The sequence below is a fragment of the Stenotrophomonas sp. genome (genome assembly GCF_031995405.1).
In the GTDB taxonomy this organism is placed as follows: Bacteria; Pseudomonadota; Gammaproteobacteria; order Xanthomonadales; family Xanthomonadaceae; genus Stenotrophomonas.
Genome location: NZ_DAMAGC010000001.1, coordinates 16,538 through 41,188, shown reverse-complemented (window position 1 = coordinate 41,188; position 24,651 = coordinate 16,538). Strand labels below are relative to the sequence as shown.

Sequence of the window (24,651 nt, the reverse complement as noted above, 5' to 3'; positions counted from 1 at the left end):
TCAAATACACGCCGATTCGTGCAACTGCCGGCACGGTCGCTGAACTTGCATCTGCAACCACCGGCCTTGCCCCGCCAGCGCAGCAACGGCGGGGGCTGCCGCACCCTACGGCGGATGCGGCCGGTAAATATGAATAGGCTTATTGGCGGGGATGTCGGATCAGGCGTCCGGCGGCATCGGATCGTCGTTGCGGATCGTGGTGCGCACCTGGAACAGCTCCGGGAAGAAGGTCAGCTCCAGCGCCTGGCGCAGGAAACCCACCCCGCTGGAACCACCGGTGCCGCGCTTGAAGCCGATGATCCGCATCACCGTGCGCATGTGCCGGAAGCGCCAGAGCTGGAAGGCGGTCTCCAGGTCCACCAGGTCCTCGCACAGCGAATACTCGCGCCAGAAGCGGTCGGTGTTCTGGTAGATCCGTTCGAACACCGGGTGCAGGGCATCGTCGGCCACGTGTGGCTGCTGCCAGTCGCGGCCCTGGTAGGCAGCGGGGACCGGATGGCCGAAACGCGCCAGGTAGCGCAGGAATTCCTCGTACAGGCTCGGTGCGTCCAGCACCTCCTGCAACTGCGCCTGCCCGGCCGGATCGTGTGAAAACACCTGCAGCATCTGCGCGTTCTTGTTGCCCAGCAGGAACTCGATGTAGCGATACTGCAGCGACTGGAAGCCCGAGGACGGGCCGAGGACGTCGCGGAAGCCCATGTACTCCGACGGGGTCAGGGTCTCCAGCACCGACCACTGTTCGGTAAGCTGGCGCAGCACCTGCTTGCTGCGTGCCAGCACCTTGCGGCATTGCCAGACCTGGTCGCGCTGCAGGAAGCCGATCGCCGCACGCAGTTCGTGCGCCAGCAGCTTCAGCCACAGCTCGGAGGTCTGGTGCTGGATGATGAACAGCATCTCGTCATGGTGCGGCGGGTTGGACAGCGGCTGCTGGGCGCTCAGCAGCTGGTCCAGCCGCAGGTAGCCGCCATAGGTCAGGCGTCCCTCCAGATCGGTGTGGATACCGGCTTCGAGGTCGCGTTGGTTCTTCTCGACGGACATGGCGTGGGCCAAATGAGGGGGTCAAAGGGTAGCGCACAGCATGCGCTCCCGGGCGCGCGGCACCCTACGCCGGCGTCTGGTACGGCCGCAGGCCGGGGTTTCGCGCGCGTGGGCCGCCGGGCGAGGCCTACCCGCCGCGACGCGCGGTTCCTGCGTGCGATGCTTGGATGACTCGGCGTCGGATCCCGCCATGCCTCACCTCACGTGCGCGGCGGCAGGTCTTCGCTGCGGCTGTACACCCGCAGCCGGTGTCCGTCCGGGTCCAGGCCGACGAAGGTGTGGCCGAACTCCAGCTTGACCGGTGCCTGCGCGATCACCACGCCGAGCGACTGCCAGGCCTGGTACACGCGCTCGACCTCCGCAGGACTGTCTACCACCATCGCCAACTCGTTGGCTCCGGCATTGCCGTACACAGTCGGTTGCACGGCGTCGCGTCGCCACAGGCCCAACGCGCGACCGCCGGGGAAAACGAACAAGGCGAAGCCCGGCGAGTGCTCCACCGGCGGGCGGCCGATGATGCCGGCATAAAAACCGACGCTGACGTCGACGTCGCCGACGTACTGAAGCAGGGTATCGGGTTGGAACATGGGCGTACTCCTTGGGAAGAGCCCCTATCCTGCTGCCACCCTGCTGACAGTTCCGGTCAGCAGCGGTCCAGCCAGTCCGGGCTGATGCCCCGCTGACGCTGCCAACGCTTGAGCAGCGTGCTGCGCGCGGTCGGGTAGCGACGTTCCTGCGCCTGCGCGCCATCGATACGGTCCAACCGGAAATGCCGGAAATCCCCGCGCGTCTCGCACCATGCGGCCAGCATCGGCACCTCGTCGAAATAGCCCAGCGCGAACGGCCACACCGTGCGCTGGCTGCAGCGACCGGCCTGGTCGCGGTAATGGATGTGCAACCGCTGCTGCGCGCCGATCGCTTCGCGTACGCCCTGCATCACCGACGAGAGCGTGGCCTCCAGTGGCCGCGCCGGGCCTACGCGCAGCCCGCTGGTCTGCAGTTGCAGCCGTCGCTCTGCCGGCAACGCATGCCCGATCCGGGCGAGTGCATCGCGCGCGGCCTCGGCCAGTGCCGCATCGGTACGTGACGCCACCCAGCGCAGGCCGAGGACCAGGGCGTCGATCTCGGCCGGCGGCAGGGTCAACGGTGGCAACGTATCGCCCGGTGCCAGCACGTAGCCAACACCCGCCTCGCCACGCAGGTCCGCACCCTGCTGCTGCAACGTGGCGATATCGCGGTACAGCGTGCGCAGGCTGATCCCCAGTGCGTCGGCCAGGGTCTGGCCACTGACCGGGCGACGATGTCGTCTCAGCAGCTGCAGCAGGTGATTCAGGCGGATCGGACGGGACATGGACGCCGACTCAGGCCAGCTGCGCCGAACCGATGACCTGCAGACCAGCACGCGGTGCCAGCGCGGCCTCGACCATGGCGGCGGCGATGTTCTGCGCGGGGTTTATCCGCCAGGCCTTCGGCAATACCGGGCCGAGTGTTCCCAACACCACGCTGGCCAGGTGTTCGCCGGTGCGTCGTTCGGCGCGCTCGCCGCCGATCAGTCCCGGCCGCACCAGCGTCAGCGAGGGGTAGCCCAGGCCGCGCAGGTCCTGTTCCAGCCGGCCCTTGACCTGGTTGTAGAAGATCCGCGAATCCGCATCCGCGCCCATCGCCGAATTCAGCACGAAGGCATGCGCGCCATGCGCCTGCGCCAGCGTGGCTACCTGCAGCGGGTAGTCGTGGTCGATGCGCGCAAATACCTCGCGGCTGCCAGCCTGCTTGATCGTGCTGCCGAGCGCGCAGATCACCGCATCCACTGCCCACCAGGATGCATCGACCGGCAGCCGGTCGAAGTCCACCACCGGGTTGTGCAGCGCCGGGTCCGACAGCGCCAGCGCGCGCCGGGTCGGGGCCACGACGGCATCGCAGCGTGGATCCTCGATCAGTTGCTGCAGCACCTGCCCACCGACCAGCCCCGTCGCGCCTACCAGCATCACCTTCATCGCACGCTCCTGCCGTCAGATTGCCTACCATCGTGGCATACCGGGCGTGGTGACCCCGGCGTTCAAGCCGGCGTGCCGCGCGCCGATACTGTTCCCACCTCCCCTCGCCCCGGCGCCCCCCCCGCCGGTCATCCGCCAAGGACCTGCCGCATGACCGACCCGCACGACGCTCCTCCCAGCCCCGGCACCGCCGTGGGCCGGCTGCTGTCGCGGCGCCAGGCCGAGACCCGCGTGATCGACGCCGCCAGCGGTGACGCACCCGGCCCGAAGGGGGGCAGCAGCGCGATGCTGCAGCGCCTGTTCGCCGGCATCGACAGTCCCGAGCCGCTGCTGGCCGCCTTCGCCAACGGCATGTCCACCCTGCCCGGCGAACTGGGCGACATGGGCCTGCGCCTGCAGTCGGCGCAGCGCAGTGCCGACTGGGTCAGCTATGGCCGGGCGATGCGCCAGCTGATCGACAAGTACATCCGCACCATCGAGCAGGAGACGCCCGACGGCCAGCCCGACAGCCTCCGCCTGCGCGAGCTGCTGCGGCACACGCTGGGCGTGACCGTGGCCAGCCTGCTGCAGAACATGCCCGAGCTGAAGGAGGAGCCGGCGCAGATCGCCGCCGACCTGCGCCACTGGCATCCCGGCCAGCCGCTGCAGCCGATCGAACTCCGCCTGCGCGAGCTGTCACACCAGATCGGCGTACGCAGCGATGGCTGGCAGGAACAGCAGGAACTGCTGCTGAGCCTGTTCGACCTGCTGCTGGACAACATCGGCGAGCTGCTCGACGACAGCAGCTGGCTCCACGGCCAGATCCACGCCGTGCGTGAGCTGATCGGCGGCCCCCTGGACCGCGACTCGGTCGAGCAGGCGCGCATCAACCTGCGCGAGGTGATCTACAAGCAGGGCCTGCTCAAGCAGGGCATCAGCGAATCCAAGGCGGCCATGAAGGGACTGATGGGCGGCTTCATCGAGCGCCTGGACGGGATGGCGGTGAGCACCGGCGAGTACCACGACCGGATCAGCAGCTATGCGCTGGCCTTGAAGGAGGCGCGCAGCATCGCCGATCTCAACCAGCTGCTGCAGGACGTGCTGCAGGACACCGGCCGGGTCCAGGCGCAGGCGCTGCAGGCGCGCGACCATCTCGGCAACGCACGCCGCGAGGTCGAGCAGGCCGAACAGCGCATTGCCGAGCTGGAGCAGGAGCTGCGCGATGTGTCCGGGCTGATCCGCACCGATCCCCTCACCGGTGCACTGAACCGCCGTGGCTTCGAGGAATTGATCGAACGCGAGCTGGCCCGTGCCGGTCGCCACGACCATCCGCTGGCGCTGGCGCTGATCGACCTGGATGATTTCCACCAGACCAATACCGCGCACGGCCACGCCGGCGGCGATGCGGTGTTGCGCCACCTGGTCGCGGTCTGCCAGTTGCACCTGCGCAGCACCGACGCGCTCGCCCGCATCGGCGGCGACGAGTTCGTGCTGCTGTTGCCGGAAACCCCGGCCGCGGACAGCATGTCCACCCTGTTGCGACTGCAGCGCTCGCTGGCCCAGCGCCCACTGCAGCTGGACCAGGCCCGCGTACCCGTGCATTTCAGCGCGGGGGTGGCGCAATGGCAGGCCGGTGAACCCGCCGAGGCCCTGCTGCGGCGGGCCGACGCGGCGCTTTACGCGGCCAAGCGGGTCGGCAAGAACCGCGTGCAGGCCGCCGACGCGCCCCGATGAGCCACGTCACCCACCACGTGCTGTGATAACCGGCGCGCCCGTGCGAATCATCCGGGTATGGACATGAACACCGCTGCCGCGCGCGACCCGCGCCTTCGCTTCGCCACATTGCTGGACCAGCACCGTGGCATCGTGCTGAAGATCGCACGCGGCTACTGCGCGCACCAGGAAGACCGGCTCGACCTGATCCAGGACATCAGCGTGCAGGCCTGGGATGCGTTCGGCAGCTTCGACCCGGCCCGCGCCCGCTTCTCCACGTGGCTGTACCGGGTGGCGCTCAACGTGGCCATCTCGCAGCTGCGCCGCCAGCAACTGCGCCAGCGCCACCACGCGGTGCTGGACGAGGATGCCCTGCCGTTGGATGACACCGCACCGGCCGAGCAACAGCACGCCGTGCAGCAGCTGGAGGTGGCCATACGCGCGCTTCCGCCGCTGGATCGGGCACTGATGCTGTTGCACCTGGACGACCACGATCATCGTCAGATCGCGGACATCCTCGGCATCAGCAGCGCCAACGTCTCCACCCGCCTGCACCGCCTGCGCCAGCAGCTTCGCGCGCGCTTCGACCCCATTGCCTGAGGCCACCGCCATGCATACCGACCCACTCAAGCAGCTGTGGAACCAGCCCGGCAGCGAGGCCGACGCCGACGACGGCGAGGCGAGCGCCGCGATGAATGCCTGGCGCCGCCACCGGCAGTACGCCGCGCAGCGCCAGCTGTCGGCGTTCAGTGCGGTTCAGGTGATGCAACTGCTGTTCTGGCTGGCGCTGTCGATCTACTGCGGCAGCATCTGGTGGCAGCAGCCGCCGCTGGCAGTGATGCTGAGTGCAGTGGCGCTGCACGCCTACAGCGTGGGAGTGATCATCGTCAGCGCCGCGCGGCTGCATCTGCGCGGGCAGCTGCAGCCCGACCAGCCGGTGGTGCAGCAGTCCCGGCAGCTGGCCCTGTTGCGCATGCAGACCGCGCTCGGCGAACTGCTGCTGGGCGTGCCGTGGTGCTGGTTGTGGCTGGCAGTGCCGGTGCTGATCGCGTGGCAGGCGTGGGGCCTGGACCTGTCGGTGTTCGCCGCACGCTGGCTGCTGGTATCGCTGCTGGCGGGGACGGCGATGATGGTCGCCCTGCTGGTGCTGGCGCGCCGCTGGCTGCAGCGCGCGCCGCAGTCGCCCCGCCTGCAACGGGCGATCGATGCGCTGTCCGGCCGCCGCCTGGCCCAGGCACGCGCCGAGCTGGCGGCCGTACGCGACTGGAGCACCGGCTGACGGTCTCATCGGGTCGCGCCGCATGACCGACGGCGCGGGTCGTTCATCGCATCGCCATGCCCGCGGACACCCAGCCGGGCGCGGCAGATCCTGCCTGCGCCCGCCCCACCGGCAGCGCCGAGCCAAGCTCGGCAGATCCTGCCTGCGCCCGCCCCACCGGTAGCGCCGAGCCACGCTCGGCAGATCCTGCCTACGCCCGCCCACCGGTAGCGCCGAGCCATGCTGGGCGGCATCCCCTCAATGCGCCGCTTTCTTCCCGCGCAGCTTCTGGAACCCCATCACCACCGCCAGCACGATGGCGCCGGCGATCACGCCAACCACCATGTTGCCCAGCGCAGTGACCAGCCAGCCCCAGCGGCCTTCGCCACCGAGCGCCTGCACCAGGTGATGCAGCGCCGGCACGTTGTGCACCAGGATGCCGCCGCCGACCAGGAACATCGCGGCAGTACCGGCCACCGACAGGAACTTCATCAGCCACGGGGCCGTCACCAGCAAGCCGCGGCCGATCGCCGCCAGCGCCGCGCCCTTGCGCGACAGGTACAGGCCGACGTCGTCCAGCTTCACGATGCCGGCCACCAGGCCGTACACGAACACCGTCATCGCCAGGGCGATGATCACCAGCGCGGTGACCTGGTTGAGGAACGGCGCAGCGGACACCACACCGAGTGACAGCACGATGATCTCCGCCGAAAGGATGAAGTCGGTGCGTACCGCGCCCTTCACCTTGTCCTTCTCCCACGCCACCATGTCCACCTTTTCATCGGCCAGCGCCTTGACCCGCTCGGCTTTCTGCTGGGCATCTTCCTCCTGCGAATGCAGGAAGCGGTGCGCCAGCTTCTCAACGCCCTCGTAGCAGAGGAACGCGCCGCCGATCATCATCAGCGGCACCACGATCGGCACCGGGTAGCCCTTGCCGCGCAGCCAGGCCTCCAGCGCGCTGATCGCCAGCGCGGCCGGCACCAGGATCGCCTTGTTGACCAGCGAGCCCTTGGCCACTGCCCATACCACCGGCAGTTCGCGGTTGGCGTTGACCCCGGTCACCTGCTGCGCGTTCAGCGCCAGGTCGTCGCCGAGTACGCCGGCGGTCTTTTTGGCCGCGACCTTGGTCAGGACCGACACATCGTCCAACAGCGCGGCAATGTCATCGAGCAACGCGAACAGGCTGGCACCGGCCATGGCAATCCAATAGATCAAGCGGGAGCGTGGATTCTGCCCGATCCGGGGCGCGGGGCGGTAGCGGGCGGCGGATTCACCGGCTCACCACCCCGTCCCGGCGACACTGCCGGTGATCCCCCTGCTGGAGCCCTGCTTGAATACCACGCCTGTCGCCCCTGGTACGCCGTCGCTGGTCAAGGGCATGAACCGCCGCAGCCAGATCCTGCGCCTGCTGCTGCGTTACCGGCATTCAGGGGTGTTTTCGGGCATGAACCTGGATGCGCGGGCAATGCACGACCTGCCGCCGGAGGGCAACCCGGAGCAGTTCGTCACCGACCTGGAATCGCTCGGACCCACCTTCGTCAAGCTCGGCCAGATGCTCTCCACCCGCCCGGACATGGTGCCGGTGGAGTTCGCCACCGCGCTGGAGCGCATGCAGGAGAAGGTCGCGCCGATCCCGGTCGAGCGCATCGCCAGCATCATCGAGCAGGAACTGGGCGCGCCGGTGTCCAAACTGTTTGCCAGCTTCGATCCGGTGCCGTTGGGCTGCGCCTCGATCGCCCAGGTGCACCGCGCGCAGCTGCACGACGGTCGCGAGGTAGCCGTCAAGGTGCAGAAGCCGGAAGTGGCCGCGCAGCTGCGCTCGGACCTGGAGGTGCTGCGCAGCTTCGCGCTGGCCGCCGACCACCTCACCCAGGTCGGTCGTCGCGTGCGCCTGCGCGACTGGCTCAACGAATTCGCCAAGACACTGATGCAGGAACTGGATTACCAGGCCGAGGCGGAAAACCTGCAGCGATTCGGCCAGCACCTCAAGCCGTTCAAGCCGCTATGGGTGCCGCAACCGGTGTGGGACTACTGCAGCCACCGCGTGCTGACCATGGAACTGGCCCACGGCGTGCGCGTGGACATGATTCCCGACGTGCGCCGCACCGAGCAGCCGATGGCGCCCCTGGCGGCCGCGCTGATCCGCGGCTATGTAGACCAGATCTTCGTGCATGGCGAGATCCACGCCGATCCGCATCCGGGCAACCTGCGCGTGACCCCGGAAGGCCGGCTGGCGATCTTCGACCTGGGCATGGTCGCGCACATGCCGCCGCGGTTGCGCGAGCGCCTGCTCAAGCTGTTGTTCGCCGCCGTGGATGGCCGCGGCGAGGAAGTGGCCGATGAGATCATCGGCATCAGTACGCGGCTGGAATCCTTCGACGAGGAACGCTACCTGCGCGAGACCGGGCAGATGATCGCGCGCTACGCGGCCAACACCAGCTACTCCGAGGGCCGCGTGGTGCTCGACCTGGTCCGCATCGCCACCGCCAGTGGCCTGCGCACCCCGCCGGAGCTGAGCCTGCTCGGCAAGGCGCTGCTGAACCTGGAAACGGTGTGCCGCCTGCTCTCCCCGGATCTGGATACCCGCCGCATCGTGGAAAAGCAGCTGCAGCATGTAATGCGTGCGCGCCTGAAGAAGTCGCTGTCGGCGGCCAATCTGGCCAGCGAAGCGATGGAGATGCAGCAGCTGCTGCGCGAAGGCCCGCGCAAGATGTCCGACATCCTCGCGCTGCTCGCCGAGAACCGGCTGCAGATGAAGGTGACCGGGCTGGAAGAATCGCGCCTGATGGAGAACCTGCAGAAGATCGCCAACCGTGTATCGGCCGGTATCGTCACCGCCGCGCTGATTCTGGCTGCGGCGATGATGATGAAGGTGGATACCGGCTGGCATCTGTTCGGCTACCCGGCCATCGCATTCACGCTGATGTTCATCGGCGTGGTGCTGGGCCTTGGCATCATCCTCAGTGCGCTGATTTTCGACCGTCGCGCACGCTCGAAGGAAGAGCGCGGGCATCGTTGAACCCGCGTTGCACGCATTCATCGGTCCAATGGAGGGGGCGTGCGCGCAGCGATATCGCGCCGCAGATTTCACACTTGTTTTACACGCTGAAACACGATGCGCGCTAACGCTGCGCATGTCGTTTTCAACAAACATTTCAGTCAGGTTCGTGCAGGCATGATCGAGTCATCGGTCTGTCATGCAGGTGTGGTTGGACAGCCGGTCGGATGGGAAATCACGTCGTCATGACGTCCATCACCACCTGTCTCCACTGCCGAAGCTGCCCATGATCTGGATCCTGCTGCTGTCCCTGTTGCTGCTCACCTGGTTGCTGCTCGCATCACGCACGGGGGTATGGTGGAAGGCCGGTCTGATGTCGCTGCTGCTGCTCACGCTCAGCGCATGGTGGTTGATCAACAAGCTGTCCGGTGATGGGCTCAATGCGGCCACGCTGTACCACCTGGGCGCGGACATGGAAGGCGCCGGCGTCGCCGATTTCAAGGGTTACATCGCGGGCTTCATCGCACTGGCCCTGCTCTCGCTGCTACCGCTGGCGGTGCCCCGCCTCCAGCGCGGGCGCGGCATCGCGCACGGCAAGGCGGTGTTCGGCGGGTTCGTCGCGATGTGGCTGCTGGCGATCCTGGTCAGCCCGCTCTACAGCGACGGCCAGCGCCTGTACCTGCAGATGCGCCCGGTGGATTACACCGTCATTGCCCCCGAATATCGCATTCCGCAGCAGGCAGTGACCAAGCCACGCAACATCGTGTGGATCTACGGCGAGAGCCTGGAGCGCACGTATCTGGACGAGACCACCTTCCCCGACCTGATGCCCAACCTCAACCGCCTCGCGGGCCAGGCGCTGGACGTGCGCGGGCTGGTGTCGGCCGAAGGCGGTGGCTGGACCATCGCCGGCCTGGTCTCCTCGATGTGCGGCGTACCGCTGACCACCGCCAAGGAAGACGAGAACAGCATGGGCCGCATGGGCAGCTTCCTGCCCGAAGCGGTCTGCCTGGGCGATTACCTCAAGCAGCAGGGCTATACCAACCACTACATGGGCGGCGCCAACGGGCAGTTCGCCGGCAAGGGGCAGTTCCTGGCCACGCATGGCTTCGACACCGTCGACGACCTGGCGTGGTTCAAGAAACAGAAGGTGGCGCGTTCGCACTTCTCACCGTGGGGCGTGCATGACGATGTGCTGCTGGACAAGGCCTACGATCGCTTCGTGCAGCTGTCCAGGCAGGGCCAGCCGTTCATGCTGACCACGCTGACCATGGACACCCACCACCCGGCCGGGCATCTGCCGGTGGCATGCAAGCGCACCCGCTACCAGAGCGAGTACGGCAACATCGGCATGCTCAACGCGCTCAAGTGCACCGACGGGCTGATCTCCAGGCTGGTCGACCGCATCCAGGCCAGCCCGTATGGCGAGGACACGCTGATCGTGATCGCCTCCGATCACCTGGCCATGCCCAACGACCTCAGCCACATCCTGGCCAAGCAGAAGCGCGAGAACCTGCTGCTGTTCCTCGGCAAGGGCATCGCCCCGCGCCAGCTGGCGGCCGCGCCCGGTTCCACGCTGGATTCCGGTGCCACCCTGCTCAGCCTGGTCCAGCCGGACATCAACGCCATCGGCTTCGGCCGCTCGCTGCTGGACCCCAAGCGCACCGACAGCGCCAGCGCAGCGGCGGTGCGCGACAACGGCAAGGACTATCCGCGCTATCTGGCGTTCTCGCGCTCGCTGTGGCTGGGCGACAAGACCCGCCAGCTGCGCATCGACGAGGACAACCAGGTGGTGATCGGCCTGCAGCACGTGCAGCCGCCGGTGCTGCTGGAATACGACAAGCAGTTCGACCTGAAATCGGTGTACCTGGAAAACACGTCCAAGCAGTTCGACCAGGCCGACCCGACCAACACCCTGGCCTACGTGGATCGCTGTACCGCCTTCGAGGACGGTTCGGCCGATGGCGACTGGTGCGCGATGCTGGTCAACCGCGACAAGGGCATCAAGCTGTATCGCGATGACGCGCTGCGCAGCGGCTTCGCCGTGGATGGCCCGCTGGAGCCGTTCAATGGCCCGCGCCCGAGCATCCGCCAGGCGCACATGATCACCCAGAAGGGCCGCCGCACCCGCGCCGGCCAGTACATGCTGCAGTTCGTGGCCAGGCAGTCGCCGGACCGCGGTTTCTGGGTCGAGGCCGTGTCCTCGCAACGCAAGGTGGTAGTGGCCCAGCAGTGGGTACAGCCCGATGCGCAGGGCCGCATCAGCGTGCCGTTCGGCCTGGATCACGAAGTGGATGATCTGGAGATCCGCGCATGGTTGAACCACGCCGAGAAGCTCGCCGTGGACAACGTCGCGCTGGTCCCCTCGCGCCGCGGCAACCGCGGCTGACGGTAATGCCGGCCGCTGGCCGGCTCCCGACCCACCGCACCACCCGGTTGCCGGCCAGTGGCCGGCAGTGCCCGTGTTCCGCTTACGCCTCTGGTTGCGGCGGCGCGGTGGGGTCGCGGACCAGATGGATATCGGTCGGCGAGGACAACGCGATGCCGGCGGCGGCGAACTTCTGCAGCATCGCGAAGTACAGATCGCTGCGCACCCCGTACACCGCGCGCGGGCCGGACACGTAGGCGAAGCTGTTGATCGCGATCTGCCCGTTGGCGATCGAATCGATGAACACCGACGGCGCCGGATCGGACAGCACGGCCACGTGCTCGGCATAGCTGTCCAGCAGGATCTGCCGCACGGCAGCCACGTCGGTGCTGAGCGGCAACGAGAACTGGATCTGGATCCGGCCCTGCGCATTGCCCATCGTCATGTTGCGGATGGTCTTGGTGATCAGTTCGGAGTTGGGCACGATCAGCGTCGACTTGTCGCCTACCTGGATCTCGGTGGAGCGCACGCTGATGCGCTTGATGTCGCCTTCCTGGTCGCCCAGCTTGACCCAGTCGCCGATCTTCACCGGCCGCTCGGCCAGCAGGATCAGGCCGGAGACGAAGTTCTGGGTGATCGCCTGCAGGCCGAAGCCGATACCCACCGACAGCGCGCTGACCACCAGTGCCAGCTTCTCAAAGCCGATCCCGAGGGCGGTCAGGCCCCACAGCACGGCGGTGATGATGCCCAGGTAGCGGGTGACGGTGCTGATCGAATTGCGCGCGCCGGCATCCAGTTCGGTCTTGGGCAGGTAGGTCTCGGTCAGCCAGTTCTGGAAGGCCTGCATCACCGCCCAGACCGCCAGGAAGGCCAGCACCGCGTAGAGCACGCTGCTGGGCTTGAGCACGGTTTCGCCGATCTTCAAACCACCCGACAGCGAATCCAGCCCGCTGTAGAACGCATTGAGATTGCCGAACGGCGCGGCCAGCGCCAGCACCGCCAGCACGATCACGCCGACGCGCAGCACCGCCGACAGCAGCACGCCGGCCTGTTCGACGCGCGATTCGGTCAGCCCGGTGGTGAGCACGATGCCCTGCCCGACCCGGCTGGTGGGCGAGAGCACCCAGGTGGACAGGTCGTCGGCAAACTTGAGCAGCAACGAGGCCGCCAGCAGCACCACGGAGCCCCACACCAGTTGCTGGGCCACGAACAGGGCGAAATTGAGGTAGCCCAGCAGCGTGGCGATCACTGCTGCAGCCACCACCACATGCCCGGCCAGCCGCGCGATCACGATCCAGCCGCTGCGCCGAGGCGGCGCTTTGGGTTTGGCGCCCGAATCGGCCTGCGCATCCAGCTTGGCCTGGGCTTCGTCGGTCTGGCGCCGATGCAGGCGCGCCAGCGACACCAGGATGGCGATGATCAACGCCATGTAGGTGATCGCGATCAGTCCGTCCACGGCGACCGTGGTGATGGCACTGGTGCGCGAAGCGCGGTTGATCTCCACCAGAAGGATGCTCAGCCAGGTCAGGCCGGCCGCGCCCCAGGCGTACTTGCGCAGGCGCCACGCCGCCGTGTCATCCAGGGTGAGCAGGCGCCACGAAGGCCGCTTGGGCACCAGCAGGCAGGCGCTGAGCGCGGCGATGAAGGCCGCCACGAAGGTGGCCACCTGGAAGTGCTGCGCCAGCTGCTCCAGCCGCGGCGGGATGGCCCCGATGGAGGCCAGTGCGGCCACCAGCACCACGGCGGCAAAGCCGGGCAGCAGCGTTCCGACCGCCAGCAGCCACACCGCCAGCCCGGACCGGCGCAGGCGCCCGTCCGGCGCGCGCTCGGAAGCGGCGTAACGACGCCCGGCAGCACGCAGCCACAAGCGCAACGGGAAGAACATCAACAGCGCCAGCACCAGTCCGGTCACCGGCGCCGCCCAGCCATGCTCGGCGATGGCCTTGCGCGGGGTGCTTTCGCCCTGCCGGTACAACGACACCAGCCGCCCATAGTCGGCCGGCACATGGGTGGCGAACTGCTTCCACAGCGAAGGCGACAGCGGCGAATTGACCTTGCGCGCCAGTTCCTCGCTGAACTGGCTGACCCGCATTTTCTCGATATCCGTGCCCAGCTGCTTGGCATCACCCGCCAGCAGCTTGGCCCGCGCGATCGCCGAGGCGATGTCGCTGCGCTGCTGGTTCAGGGCCTTGCGCTGCAACGCGATGTCGCGTGCCTCGACGGTGCCTTCCGGCACAACGCCAAGCTGGGCAACGCGCGCGTCCATCTGATCCAGCTGCGGCTGCAGCGTATTGCGTGCGGCATCGGCATCGCGCTGCACGGCCAGCGCGCGGTCGGACAGGGTCTTGAGCGTGTCGCGGGTATCGGCATCGTCCAGCGAGGCCTGGATCTGCTTGAGATCCTTGTCGGCCTGCGCCAGCTGGGCGATGGGATCGGCCTCGGCGGCATCATCGGCCTGGGCCATGGCCAGCGGCGCCATGCTCAGCCAGGTGCACACCATCAGCCAGGCCAGCGGCCGCCGCAAAGATCGGAAAAGACGGGAAGACAAACCGGTACACCGCAAGGTTCGCGCGGACCACCGCGCCTGCGCGAACTATAAACCGGGCCCTGTTCACAACGGGTAGAGGCCCGCTGGGCCCCGCCTTCAGTACTTCAGGCGCAGTTCCTCGACCTGCGGCTGCAGCTGGAGGTACCAGTCCTGGAATTCCTCTTCGCTGATTTCCTCCGGTGCGTACACCGCCACCGGGTCCCACGCGTGGTCGGTGGGCAGGGGCTGGCGTGGGCCGGCGCGCAGCGAGTAGGTCACGCCCTCATGGTCGACCACATCGTCAACCGCCTCCCAGTGCCCGCGCGTAAAACTGCTGTCGCTCGTGAGCAGGATCACCTGATACATCCGCACCTCCCATGCATGGAAAAACCGGCGTTGTGCCGACCCACACCATAGCGCCGTCGCCGGCAGCGATGCATGACGCGACGGCAACGCAGCGTTCTCCACGCCGCACTCGCCCGGGCTTCACCCGGCCGTGGCAGCGGGCGCGGCATCGTGGCGGCGACCTTCACAACCTGCCCTCGATGAACACTCACGCCGACCTCAAGACCGTCCCCGACCTCAAGCTGCCGCGCTACCTCGGCACCTGGTATGAAATCGCCCGCCTGCCGATGAAGCACGAGCCGGAGGACTGCACCGATGTGTCGGCGCATTACAGCCTGAAGGAAAACGGCCACGTGGCCGTGCTCAACCGCTGCCGGCTCGGCAACGAGATCGAGGAAGCCGAGGGTGAGGCCTGCCCGGTCGACAACGACAGCGCGCGGCTGGAAGTGAGCTTCCTGCCCAAGGGGCTGCGCTGGATCCCCTTCACCAAGGGCGACTACTGGGTCATCCAGGTGGCCCCTGATTACAGCGTGGCGCTGGTCGGCAGCCCGGACCGCAAGTTCCTGTGGCTGCTCTCGCGCACGCCCACGCTGGATACCACCACCCAGGAACACTACCTGGCCCAGGCGCGCCAGCAGGGTTTCGACCTTGCCCCGCTGATCCACACCCCGCACACCGGCCGACCGACGGCCTGAGCGCATGGATCTCAAGAGCGGGTACCCCTTCTGGGCGGTCCGTAACGGGCTGATGCACGCCTTCCCGCCGCTGGAGCAGGACCTGACGTGCGAGGTGCTGGTGGTCGGCGGCGGCATCAGCGGTGCGCTGATCGCCGATGAGCTGTGCGCGCACGGCCACGACGTGGCGGTGATCGAGCAGCGCGATGTCGGCTGGGGCAGCACGGCGGCCAGTACCGCATTGCTGCAGTACGAGATCGACACCCACATGGTCGACCTGGCCGAACAGTACGGCGAAAAGGCGGCGGTGCTGGCCTACCAGGCCTGCGCCGATGCGATCCCGGCACTGCGCGAGGTGGCCGGTGCGTTCACCGGTGTCGACTGCCATCGCATGCAGAGCCTGTACTACGCCAGCAAGCGGCGCCACCACGCGGTGCTGCACGAGGAATACCTGCTGCGCAGGAAGCATGGCTTCGATGTGCGTTGGCTGGAACAGGACGCGGTGGAGCACGAATTCGGCATCCGCGCGCCGGGGGCGATTCTCAGCGGACTGGCCGCGCGCGTGGACCCGTACCGGCTCGCCTACCGGCTGCTGATGCGGCTGCAGAAGCGCGGCTGCGGGGTGTACGACCGCACCGTGCTGGATACGCTCACACCCACCAGCCGCGGCGTCACCGCGCGCACCGTCGACGGCATGCAGATCCACTGCAGGCACGTGGTGATGGCCGCCGGTTACGCCAGCCAACGCTGGCTCAAGCCATCGGTCGCGCGCAACCGAAGCAGCTACGCCTTCATCACCGACCCGATCGACCCCGAACTGCTCGGCCCGCTGGCCCAGACCATGGTCTGGGAGTCGGCACGGCCCTACCTGTACCTGCGTGCCACCGGCGACCATCGGTTGCTGGTCGGCGGCGAGGACGATGCGATCGACATCCCGGCCCGGCGCGACCGCCGCGTCGCGTCCAAGACCGGCACCCTGCTCAAACAGGTGGCCAAGCTGTTCCCGCACCTGCCACTGCAGCCTGCCTTCTCCTGGGGCGGCACCTTCGCCGAGACCAAGGACGGGCTGCCGTTCTTCGGCGCGCACCCGCAGTGGGGGCCGCGGGTCCTGTTCGCCATGGCGTACGGCGGCAACGGCATCACCTACTCGATGATCGGCGCCGGCCTGCTCCGCGCCCGGATCGAGCGCCGCCGGCACCCGCTGGCCACGCTGTTCGGGTTTGGACGGCTGGAGTAAAGTTCCCGGGCAGCCGGTGCCATGACAGGCATCGTTCAAGCAGCCGGTGCTAGCGTCAGCGCTGTCGGCGGCCTGCCTGCTGCCCGCCCGTTCCGGAGCCCCACCATGATCCGCTCGCTATCGCTGCTGCTGTGCCTGCTTGCCCCCGGCGTTGTCCTGGCCCAGTCCGCGGCAGGTGCGACCGGGCCGCAGTCGGCCACCGATCTCAATCTGGCCGTGCCGTCCGCGCCGATGCAGTACCTCGGCGATGGCTCGCTGCGCGGCGACCCGCCCGGCACGTTTTACGGCGACAAGAGCGGCCGCCGCCTGAGCGATCCCGGCGCGGGCAATGGCATTGCCAACGTCACCGACGACAAGCTGCGGGTCAACGGCAGCGTCACCACCGGCATCGGCTATTCCAAGGAGGGCGGCAATTCGCACTACAACGCCGCCGAACTGAACCTCAACAAGAACTACACCACCGATGAGGGCAAGACCCACAACATGAACCTCAACATCCGGGTCAGCGAAGGCAAGGGCCCGGGGTTGTATGGTCCGTACGGTGGGTATGGCGGGTACGGCTACGGTCCGGGCCCGGGCTACTGGGATTACCCGCCGCGCGGCGGCTGGTAAGCGCCCGCGTCACGGGCATGCCGAAACGGCCGGGCAACCGGCCGTTCGCGTATCCGCTGCAGGGGTGACCGGCGGCTTAGTCCCACCAGCCGTCGCGCTTGCTCGACAACACCCGGCCGTCATGCCCGCTCATGCGCACGTCCACGCGCTGGTTGCGTGCGTTGCGGGCTTCCAGTGTCCAGGTGGCGCCATCGCGTTCGAACGACTCGATCCGGGTGAAACCGGCCTTCCCGGCCAAGTCCAGGATCTGCCCGGCGTCGAGCAGCGCGCGGCTGCCGCGCGGGTCGAAGATCTCACCCGTGGCCGGGTCCACGATCACCTCTTCGAAGGTGCCATCGGCACGGGTCACGTCCGCTTCCCACAGGCCGTCATCGCGCTCCAGTTCGTGCACCTGGGTGTAGCCGGCGGCGCGCAGCTTGGCCTGTACATCGGCGGCGGTGAGTTCGGCGGCCATGGCCGGGGTGGATACCAGCGTAGTGGCCAGGGCGGCGGCAAGGATCAGCTTGTTCATCGGGAGACTCCAGAAGGACACCGGTCGATTCCGGCACCGCCAGTCTGGCAAGCGCGCTTAAGCGGACCATGAGCCCGGCTGTTAGACAATGTTTAGACACGTCCCGTATACCGTTGCCATGACCTTCGCCGCTTCCCTGTTGTTGCCCGTGCTGCTGGCGCTCGCCCCGCAGGACCCCATGCGCGTCCTCGATGGCGGCAGCCACCAGCAGGACGCCGTGCGCCAGGCCGTCCGGCAGGGCAGGCTGGTGCCATTGCAGCAGGTGGTGGCCGACGCGCTGCGCCGTTACCCCGGCAAGCTGGTGGAGGTGGAGCTGGATGACGGCAAGTACGAGATCGAGATCCTCGGCGCCAACGGCGTGGTGATGGAGCTGGATTACGATGCAGTCACCGGGCGCCTGCTGAAGATAGAAGAAGACTGATGCGGATCCTGCTCGCCGAAGACGATGCGCTGCTCGCCAGCCGCCTGCAGACCCTGCTCGAAGAGGCTGGCTATGTAGTGCTGCACAGCGCCGAAGGCCGCGCCGCCGAGGCGCTGGGCCAGATCGAGGACATCGCCGCCGCCGTGGTGGATCTGGGCCTGCCCGGCCTGGACGGGCTCAGCATCATCGAGCGTTGGCGCCAGGCCGGACGCGACTTTCCGGTGCTGGTGCTGACCGCCCGCGCACGCTGGCACGACAAGCTGGCCGGGTTCGATGCCGGTGCCGACGATTACCTGACCAAGCCCTTCCAGCCCGAAGAACTGCTGCTGCGCCTGCGCGCGCTGATCCGGCGCAGCGCCGGCCATGCCAGTCCCCGCCTGCAGTGCGGCCCGCTGCTGCTGGACGTCAACGCCGGCCGCGTGGAACTGGACGGCGAACTGCTGCACCTGAGCCCGCAGGAGTACCGGATCCTGAGCTACTTCATGCACCACCCGAACATCGTGATCAGCCGCGCGCGGCTGGGCGAACACGTCTACGAGGCTGGTTTCGATCCGGACTCCAACACGTTGGACGTACTGATCGGCCGGATCCGCCGCAAGCTCGGCAGCGACCTCATCCACACCCATCGCGGACAGGGCTTCCGCCTGTCGGCGCAGCCATGAACACCGGCTCGCTGCGCACCCGCCTGCTGCTCGCCGGTGGCGTCGGGCTGGTGCTGGTGTCGGCGCTGGCCACCTGGTGGCTGGGCGCGATGTACGAGCGCTCCGCACGTGCAGCGATGGACCAGCGCCTGGGCAATGAACTGATCGCGGTGCTGGCGCTGGCCGAAAGCGATGCCCAAGGCCGCCTGCAGCTGCGCCGCGAGCTGTTCGACGAGCGCTACCAGCGCGTGTTCTCCGGTACCTACTGGCAGGTGCAGGACACCCACGGCCAGGCGCTGGGGCAATCGCGGTCGTTGTGGGATGAAACATTGCCCACCCCGGCGTCGCTGCGCACCGGGCCGGCCCAGGCCTTCGACACCACCGGCCCGCTGCAGGCACCGCTGCGTGCGCTGGCCCAGCAGGTGACGCTGCCGCGCGTGCCCGCGCCGCTGCGCGTGGTGGTGGCCTCCGACCGCAGCGACCTGGACGCGCAGGTCAGCGCGTTCCGCCAGTGCACCGCGATCGCCTTGGCAATCCTCATCGCGTTGTGGTTCGCCGTCCTGGTCACCCAGGTGCATTACGGCCTGCGCCCGCTGGCCGAGCTGGGCCGCATCGCCGGCCAGGTCCGCAACGGCCAGGACGTGCGCTTTCCGCAGCGCGGACTGGTCAAGGAAGTGGCACCGCTGGCCGCGCAGCTAAACGACCTGCTCGACCATCACCAGCGCATGGTGGTGCGCGCGCGCCGCAGTGCCGAAGACCTGGCCCATGCGCTGAAGACTCCGCTGACCGTGCTGGTGACCGAAGCCGAGGGCGATGGCAGCGACTGGCGCCAGACCCTGCGCAGCGAAACCGCGCGCATGCAGCTCAGCATCGACCGCTACCTCGCCGCCGGCATCGGTGCCGACAGCCAGCAGCGCACCGTGGTGGCACCGGTGATCGATGCGCTGTGCACGCTGATGCAGCGCGTGCACAACGAACGCGGCCTGGTGTTCGAACAGGACCCGGACACCCACGGCCTGTTTGCCGGTGCCCGCGAGGATCTGGAGGAGATGCTGGGCAACCTGCTCGACAATGCCGGCAAGTGGGCCGCGCACCGCGTGGCGATCCGCCTGCGGCACATCGACAGCACGCTGCGGATCGAAGTGGAGGACGATGGCCCGGGGCTGCCCCAGGCGGACCTGCAACGCGTGCTGGAACGTGGCGTGCGGCTGGACCAGCGCGCGGCAGGCAGTGGGCTGGGGCTGGCGATCGTGGCCGATATCGCCGACAGCTACGGTGGCACGCTGGTGCTGGCCAATGCCGGTCCGGGACTGCGGGCGACGTTGACGTTGCCGGCAGGATGACAAACGACCGGTAGAGCCGACCGTTGGTCGGCTGGCACGCACAGCGTGTCTGGTTTTCGCCAACGGCAGCCGACCAACGGTCGGCTCTACCGGGCGTGGTGCATCCACCAGCAATCGATGGCATCCAGCGCGATGTGCACCATCAGCCCGATGCCGAACAGCCGCGTCTTCTTCGGCACGCACAGCCCCGCGTACACGGCAATCGCCGGCGCGGTATGCAGCGGATGGAACCCGATGCTGCAGCGGTTGGGGACATAGATCGGGTCGGCGAGCAGATGATCCAGATCGATCACCCAGCCCAGCAGCAGCAACCCCCAGGCCGACAGGAACCGCTTGCGCCAGAACATCCCTGCCAGCAGCGCCGGCACGGCCGCATGCAACACGAGATGGAACACCGCACGCGCGCTCATGCCGACAGGGAACGCCGAAGCACAACCGACCGGTAGTGCCGAGCCATGCCCGGCAACGCAATGGATGCCACGTCCGACAACACGTCAGGCCGCGATGAATGCCCACCTTTCCAGCGGACATCCCTCGCAACACGGCAGGCAACCTCGGCGACGGCAGCCGCCGTCGCTTCCGTCACCTGCCCGCCCCTCACGCCAGCGGCTCGTCGGACAGGTACGTGTACCCCGTCAACCCGGCTTCCAGCGCGTCGGACAACTCCTGCGCGCGCGCCGGCGACAGATCGGCCGCCGCCACGCGCTCGGCGTAGCTCTTGCGCAGATCGGCCAGGCTGTAACCCACGTAATCGAGCATCACATCGGTGGTATCACCGCGACGCTGCTGGGTGATGGCATAGCCATCGGCATCGGCCAGCACTTCCACTGCGTCGGTATCGCCAAACAGGTTGTGGATGTCGCCCAGGATCTCCTGGTACGCACCGACCATGAAGAAGCCGATCCGGTAGCTCTCGCCGTGGTTGAGCGCATGCAGCGGCAGCGAGCTGTCCAGGCTTTCGTTCTCGACATAGGTCTTGACCATGCCGTCCGAGTCGCAGGTCATGTCGGCGATGATGCCGCGACGCTCTGGCTGCTCGTTCAGGCGCTCGATCGGCACGATCGGGAACACCTGGTCGATCGCCCAGGCATCGGGGATCGATTCGAACACGCTGAAGTTGACGAAATACTTGTCCACCAGCCGCTCGTTCAATTCATCCAGCGCCGGGCGATGGCTCTTCTCGTCATAGCTCAGGCGCGCACGCACGGCGTGGGCGATGGCGTAGAACAGGTCATCGATGCGCGCACGCTGCGGCAGGTCGATCTGGCCCAGCGCGTAGCTGGACAGGCCTTCGGCATGGAAGTGCTGCGCTTCCTGGAACAGCTCCACCGCCGGGCGCTCGTCCAGCTCGGCATGGATCTCGCGCAGGTGGCGGATCGCCGCCGGCTCGTCGTCATGCTGGTCCGGCACGCGGCCTTCCTGGGCCTGCTCCACCTCGGACACGTTGGCGATCAGCACCGCGTGGTGGGCGGTCATCGCGCGGCCGCACTCGGTGACGATGCGCGGCGGGGTCAGGCCGTGTTCCTCGCAGGCGTTGGCCAGCGGCTGCACGATGTTGCTGGCGTAGGAGGCCAGCCCGTAGTTGATCGAGCAGAAGCTGCGCGAACGGGTGCCTTCGTAATCCACGCCCAGGCCACCGCCCACATCGACGTGGGTGATCTTCGCGCCCAGCTGGGACAGCTCCACGAAGTAACGCGTGGCCTCGCGCATGCCGTTGGCGATGTCGCGCACGTTGGAGATCTGCGAGCCCATGTGGAAATGCAGCAGGCTCAGGCAGTCGGCGTACTCGGTGTCGCGCAGCGACTTCCACAGGTCCAGCAGCTGGCGCGGGGACAGGCCGAACTTGGCCTTGTCGCCGCCGCTGTTCTGCCACTTGCCCGCGCCCAGCGAGGCCAGGCGCATGCGTACGCCCAGGCCCGGCTTGACGTCCAGCGCCTTGGATTCTTCCAGCACCAGCTTCAGCTCGGAGGGCTTTTCGATGACGATGAAGGTCTGCAGGCCCAGCTTGCGCCCGATCAGGGCCAGGCGGATGTACTCGCGGTCCTTGTAACCGTTGCAGACGATCAGCCCGCCCGGGCGCGACAGCGCCAGCACCGCCATCAGCTCCGGCTTGCTGCCTGCTTCCAGGCCGAAGCCTTCGCCGTGGTGGCTGGCCAGGGTGCCGGCCACGCCACGATGCTGGTTGACCTTGATCGGATACACGGCGGTGTAGCCACCCGGGTACTCCCAGTCGGTCTGCGCCTGCGCGAACGCGGCCTGCAGCTTGCCCAGGCGCTGGCCCAGGATGTCCGGGAAGCGCACCAGCAGCGGCAGCTTGGCGCCCGCCGCGCGGGCGGCGTCGACGATCTTGGGCAAGGACACCACCGGGCCGTCCTGGCCAGTCGGTCTCACCACCATGTGTCCTGCCTGATCCACGTCGAAGTAGCCATCCGCCCAATGCGGAATCGAGTAGGTCTTGCGGGCTTGGTCGAGGGACCAATCGGTCATTGCAGTGGGCCTGGTTGGTAAAAAAGGGGGTGCATGATAACGCCTATGTGGCGACAGCTCCGTTATCATGCGCGCCCGCGCCCGTGCTCAGGCTTGAAACCTGAACGGGCCAACCCGTCCGGACGTGGCTTGCGCCACGCGGCACCGCCGCCAGCCCGGCTCCAACACCCTCCGAACAGGATCGTTATTCCATGACTGACAACAACAACTGGTACATCGAGCATTTCGAGCGCACCGGCTCGGCCATCGGCTACCGCCTGAAGGGCAAGCTCGACGAAGTGCAGTCGCCGTTCCAGAAGATCGAGATCTTCGCGACCACCGACTGGGGCAACCTGATGACCATCGATGGCGCCATCATGCTGACCAGCAAGGACAACTTCTTCTATCACGAGATGATCAGCCACCCGGTGCTGTTCACCCACGCCGCGCCCAAGCGCGTGGTGATCATCGGTGGCGGCGACTGCGGCACCCTGCGCGAAGTACTCAAGCACCCGGGCGTGGAGAGCGTCACCCAGTGCGACATCGACGAGCAGGTCACCGTGATGGCGCGCAAGCACTTCCCGGAACTGTGCGAGTCCAACGACGACCCGCGCGCCGAGCTGATGTTCGATGACGGCGTGGCCTACATGGCCAACTGCCCGGCCGGCAGCGTGGACGTGGTGATCGTCGACTCGACCGACCCGGTCGGCCCCGGCGAAGGCCTGTTCAACAAGGCGTTCTACGAGAGCTGCTTCAAGGCGCTCAAGGACGACGGCATCCTGGTGCAGCAGTCCGAATCGCCGCTGATGCAGCTGGACCTGATCAACGAAATGCGCACCGAGATGGGCAAGGCCGGCTTCGGCGCGTTCAAGACCCTGCCGTTCCCGCAGCCGTGCTACCCGACCGGCTGGTGGAGCGTGACCCTGGCCCGCAAGGGCGAGAGCAGCTTCGACTTCCGCCAGGCCGATTCGGCCGCCAAGTCCTTCGACACCCTGTACTACACCGCCGCCCTGCACACCGGCGTGCTGGTGACCCCGCCGTTCGTGGCGGCAGCCCTGAAGGGCTGAGCGGGTAACCGTACGGCGCGTACCAGGTAGAGCCGAGCCATGCTCGGCTGCCTTGCGCAAGGTGCATCGCGAGCGCCGCAGCCGAGCAAGGCTCGGCGCCACCTTGCAGCCAAGAAAAACCCGCGCTGGCAACAGCGCGGGTTTTCTTTGTTCCGGTAGTGCCGGCCGCTGGCCGGCAACCTCATGTACCCCGGCTCACAGCGCCCAGATACCCGCGATCACCGCCAGCACCAGGCCCCACTTGATCACCTGATAGGCCACCACGCTGCGCTCGCGCAGCGCCTTGGCCTTCAACCGCACCTTGTAGACGCTGCCGAAGGCCTTGTTGACCCCACCGGTGGGATCGCCCGGCAGGTTCGGCGAGGCGCCGCCAGCCAGCAGCGTGGACGCCACCGCGCGGTTGAACAGGCTCGGCAGGCCAAAGCGCAGCGGGCGGGCGATGTCGCAGAACAGGATCACCCGGTCGTCCGGGGTCTCGTTGTGCGCATGGTGGATATAGGTCTCATCGAACATCATCCACTGGCCATCGCGCCAACTCTTCCGGATGCCGTCCACTTCGATGTAGCAGGCATCATCGTTCGGCGTGGCCAGGCCCAGGTGCAGGCGCAGCGAACCGGCGAACGGATCGCGGTGCGGGCGCAGCTCGCTGCCCGAGGGCAACTGGGCGAACATCGCCGCGCGCACGTCCGGCAACGACTCCAGCAGCGCGGTGGTCTGCGGGCACAGTGCCTTGGCCGACGGGTGCGAGGGGCCGTACCACTTCAGGTAGAAGCGCTTCCAGCCGCGGCGGAAGAACGAGTTGAAGCCGGCATCGTTGAACGTGCTGGACGCGGCGATCTTGTCCGCATCGCGCAGGGCCAGGGCCTCGTCGCGGATCATCTGCCAGTTCTGGCGCAGCGGCTCCAGCTGCGGGAATTCCTTGCCCGGGTCCAGGAACGGCGTGGTCGGCACCTTGGAGAAGGCGTACATGATCACGTTGATCGGGGCCATGAAGCTGGAGTGGTCCAGCAACTGGCGCGACCAGCGCGCGCGCACCTTGCCGCGGTAATGGATGTACAGCACGCAGGCGATGAACAGCACTGCCAGCACGATCTTGGTCATCAGTCTTCCTCCGGCAGCGCCGGACCCGAGTGGTGGGGGCGATGCACGGCACGGACCGGCATCGGTAGGGCGGCAGGGGGCGGGGACGTGCCGAAGGGGGCGGCCGCCGATGTCGCGATCAACAGCGTATGGTCGGCAGCGCCCGCGCCGGGGTCAAGCGCGCATCCGGTCATGTTCATTGCCGAATGGCGTCCAGGGGCGATGGTGACCGGTACCGACCGGGGGCCGTCCGATGATGGGACCGCCGCTCCGCAAGGGCCACCGCCCCTGGAAAGGCTACGCAACCGCCTGATTCTCTACGAAATCATATCGAGTGAGACAGGATTGTCCGATTATTTGTGACGAACTGTTCCACGGC

General features: G+C 67.6%; 23 protein-coding genes. 12 read left to right on the top strand and 11 right to left on the bottom strand.

Annotated features, from left to right (window positions below):
* Positions 1 to 159 precede the first annotated feature (159 nt).
* The 4 genes from RTO53_RS00195 to RTO53_RS00180 form a co-directional block, all read right to left on the bottom strand.
* Entirely contained in the window at positions 160 to 1,038 is an 879-nt protein-coding gene (locus RTO53_RS00195) for a tryptophan 2,3-dioxygenase family protein (protein ID WP_256777584.1), read from the bottom strand.
* A 200-nt stretch (positions 1,039 to 1,238) separates the two neighbouring features.
* On the bottom strand, positions 1,239 to 1,625 hold the full coding sequence (locus tag RTO53_RS00190) for a VOC family protein (protein ID WP_312235894.1): 387 nt from the start codon (positions 1,623 to 1,625) through the stop codon (positions 1,239 to 1,241).
* 56 nt (positions 1,626 to 1,681) lie between these two features.
* Positions 1,682 to 2,389 (bottom strand): YafY family protein, encoded by a 708-nt coding sequence (locus RTO53_RS00185; protein ID WP_312235893.1) that lies wholly within the window; start codon positions 2,387 to 2,389, stop codon positions 1,682 to 1,684.
* A 10-nt stretch (positions 2,390 to 2,399) separates the two neighbouring features.
* Complete coding sequence (locus RTO53_RS00180; protein WP_312235892.1) at positions 2,400 to 3,032, bottom strand: NAD(P)H-binding protein; 633 nt, start codon at positions 3,030 to 3,032, stop codon at positions 2,400 to 2,402.
* A 150-nt stretch (positions 3,033 to 3,182) separates the two neighbouring features.
* Here RTO53_RS00180 and RTO53_RS00175 point away from each other — a divergent pair, with 150 nt between their 5' ends.
* The 3 genes from RTO53_RS00175 to RTO53_RS00165 all read left to right on the top strand — a co-directional run bounded on the left by RTO53_RS00175 (position 3,183) and on the right by RTO53_RS00165 (position 6,003).
* The gene (locus RTO53_RS00175; RefSeq protein ID WP_312235891.1) at positions 3,183 to 4,745 is read left to right on the top strand and encodes a GGDEF domain-containing protein; all 1,563 of its coding nucleotides are present in this window, start codon (positions 3,183 to 3,185) and stop codon (positions 4,743 to 4,745) included.
* 63 nt (positions 4,746 to 4,808) lie between these two features.
* The gene (locus RTO53_RS00170; protein ID WP_312235890.1) at positions 4,809 to 5,324 is read left to right on the top strand and encodes a sigma-70 family RNA polymerase sigma factor; all 516 of its coding nucleotides are present in this window, start codon (positions 4,809 to 4,811) and stop codon (positions 5,322 to 5,324) included.
* A gap of 10 nt (positions 5,325 to 5,334) precedes the next feature.
* Entirely contained in the window at positions 5,335 to 6,003 is a 669-nt protein-coding gene (locus RTO53_RS00165; RefSeq protein ID WP_312235889.1) for a hypothetical protein, read from the top strand.
* Positions 6,004 to 6,240: 237 nt separating this feature from the next.
* Here RTO53_RS00165 and RTO53_RS00160 read toward each other — a convergent pair whose 3' ends face one another.
* Positions 6,241 to 7,179: a DUF808 domain-containing protein gene (locus tag RTO53_RS00160; RefSeq protein ID WP_312235947.1), complete on the bottom strand. Its 939-nt coding sequence runs from the start codon at positions 7,177 to 7,179 to the stop codon at positions 6,241 to 6,243.
* Between the two features lie 133 nt (positions 7,180 to 7,312).
* Between RTO53_RS00160 and RTO53_RS00155 the strand changes: the two genes are divergently transcribed.
* Positions 7,313 to 9,001 (top strand): AarF/UbiB family protein, encoded by a 1,689-nt coding sequence (locus RTO53_RS00155; RefSeq protein ID WP_312235888.1) that lies wholly within the window; start codon positions 7,313 to 7,315, stop codon positions 8,999 to 9,001.
* A gap of 265 nt (positions 9,002 to 9,266) precedes the next feature.
* A complete protein-coding gene (locus RTO53_RS00150) occupies positions 9,267 to 11,369 on the top strand; it encodes a phosphoglycerol transferase I (protein WP_312235887.1) in 2,103 nt (700 codons plus the stop codon).
* An 82-nt stretch (positions 11,370 to 11,451) separates the two neighbouring features.
* Here RTO53_RS00150 and RTO53_RS00145 read toward each other — a convergent pair whose 3' ends face one another.
* Both RTO53_RS00145 and RTO53_RS00140 read right to left on the bottom strand, forming a co-directional pair.
* A complete protein-coding gene (locus RTO53_RS00145) occupies positions 11,452 to 13,848 on the bottom strand; it encodes a DUF3772 domain-containing protein (RefSeq protein ID WP_312235886.1) in 2,397 nt (798 codons plus the stop codon).
* Between the two features lie 144 nt (positions 13,849 to 13,992).
* Positions 13,993 to 14,241, bottom strand: coding sequence for a hypothetical protein (locus tag RTO53_RS00140; RefSeq protein ID WP_312235885.1), 249 nt, complete (start codon positions 14,239 to 14,241; stop codon positions 13,993 to 13,995).
* A gap of 179 nt (positions 14,242 to 14,420) precedes the next feature.
* On the opposite strand from RTO53_RS00140, the gene RTO53_RS00135 reads away from it, so the two are divergent.
* From RTO53_RS00135 to RTO53_RS00125, 3 genes are all read left to right on the top strand, one after another.
* On the top strand, positions 14,421 to 14,915 hold the full coding sequence (locus tag RTO53_RS00135) for a lipocalin family protein (RefSeq protein WP_312235884.1): 495 nt from the start codon (positions 14,421 to 14,423) through the stop codon (positions 14,913 to 14,915).
* A gap of 4 nt (positions 14,916 to 14,919) precedes the next feature.
* On the top strand, positions 14,920 to 16,131 hold the full coding sequence (locus RTO53_RS00130) for an FAD-dependent oxidoreductase (RefSeq protein WP_312235883.1): 1,212 nt from the start codon (positions 14,920 to 14,922) through the stop codon (positions 16,129 to 16,131).
* 105 nt (positions 16,132 to 16,236) lie between these two features.
* On the top strand, positions 16,237 to 16,743 hold the full coding sequence (locus RTO53_RS00125) for a hypothetical protein (RefSeq protein WP_312235882.1): 507 nt from the start codon (positions 16,237 to 16,239) through the stop codon (positions 16,741 to 16,743).
* Between the two features lie 76 nt (positions 16,744 to 16,819).
* Here the strand turns inward: RTO53_RS00125 and RTO53_RS00120 are convergent, their stop codons facing one another.
* Positions 16,820 to 17,254 carry a PepSY domain-containing protein gene (locus RTO53_RS00120; protein WP_312235881.1) on the bottom strand — a complete coding sequence of 145 codons (435 nt, stop codon included), beginning with the start codon at positions 17,252 to 17,254 and terminating at the stop codon, positions 16,820 to 16,822.
* A gap of 178 nt (positions 17,255 to 17,432) precedes the next feature.
* Here RTO53_RS00120 and RTO53_RS00115 point away from each other — a divergent pair, with 178 nt between their 5' ends.
* From RTO53_RS00115 to RTO53_RS00105, 3 genes are read left to right on the top strand one after another with little or no spacing between them, the layout of a single operon-like run.
* Positions 17,433 to 17,675, top strand: a complete 243-nt coding sequence (locus RTO53_RS00115) for a PepSY domain-containing protein (protein ID WP_312235946.1) — start codon at positions 17,433 to 17,435, stop codon at positions 17,673 to 17,675.
* Complete coding sequence (locus tag RTO53_RS00110; RefSeq protein ID WP_312235880.1) at positions 17,675 to 18,337, top strand: response regulator transcription factor; 663 nt, start codon at positions 17,675 to 17,677, stop codon at positions 18,335 to 18,337. The genes RTO53_RS00115 and RTO53_RS00110 overlap by 1 nt, the downstream gene beginning before the upstream one ends.
* Positions 18,334 to 19,659, top strand: coding sequence for a HAMP domain-containing sensor histidine kinase (locus tag RTO53_RS00105; RefSeq protein ID WP_312235879.1), 1,326 nt, complete (start codon positions 18,334 to 18,336; stop codon positions 19,657 to 19,659). Before RTO53_RS00110 ends, RTO53_RS00105 begins: the two co-directional genes overlap by 4 nt.
* Before the next feature lie 86 nt (positions 19,660 to 19,745).
* Here the strand turns inward: RTO53_RS00105 and RTO53_RS00100 are convergent, their stop codons facing one another.
* Positions 19,746 to 20,069, bottom strand: a complete 324-nt coding sequence (locus tag RTO53_RS00100) for a DUF6122 family protein (protein ID WP_312235878.1) — start codon at positions 20,067 to 20,069, stop codon at positions 19,746 to 19,748.
* A 187-nt stretch (positions 20,070 to 20,256) separates the two neighbouring features.
* Positions 20,257 to 22,146: an arginine decarboxylase gene (speA, locus tag RTO53_RS00095; RefSeq protein WP_312235877.1), complete on the bottom strand. Its 1,890-nt coding sequence runs from the start codon at positions 22,144 to 22,146 to the stop codon at positions 20,257 to 20,259.
* A 191-nt stretch (positions 22,147 to 22,337) separates the two neighbouring features.
* Here speA and speE point away from each other — a divergent pair, with 191 nt between their 5' ends.
* Complete coding sequence (gene speE / locus RTO53_RS00090) at positions 22,338 to 23,192, top strand: polyamine aminopropyltransferase (protein WP_312235876.1); 855 nt, start codon at positions 22,338 to 22,340, stop codon at positions 23,190 to 23,192.
* 195 nt (positions 23,193 to 23,387) lie between these two features.
* On the opposite strand, the gene RTO53_RS00085 is transcribed toward speE, so the two are convergent.
* The gene (locus RTO53_RS00085; protein WP_312235875.1) at positions 23,388 to 24,293 is read right to left on the bottom strand and encodes an aspartyl/asparaginyl beta-hydroxylase domain-containing protein; all 906 of its coding nucleotides are present in this window, start codon (positions 24,291 to 24,293) and stop codon (positions 23,388 to 23,390) included.
* Positions 24,294 to 24,651 lie beyond the last annotated feature (358 nt).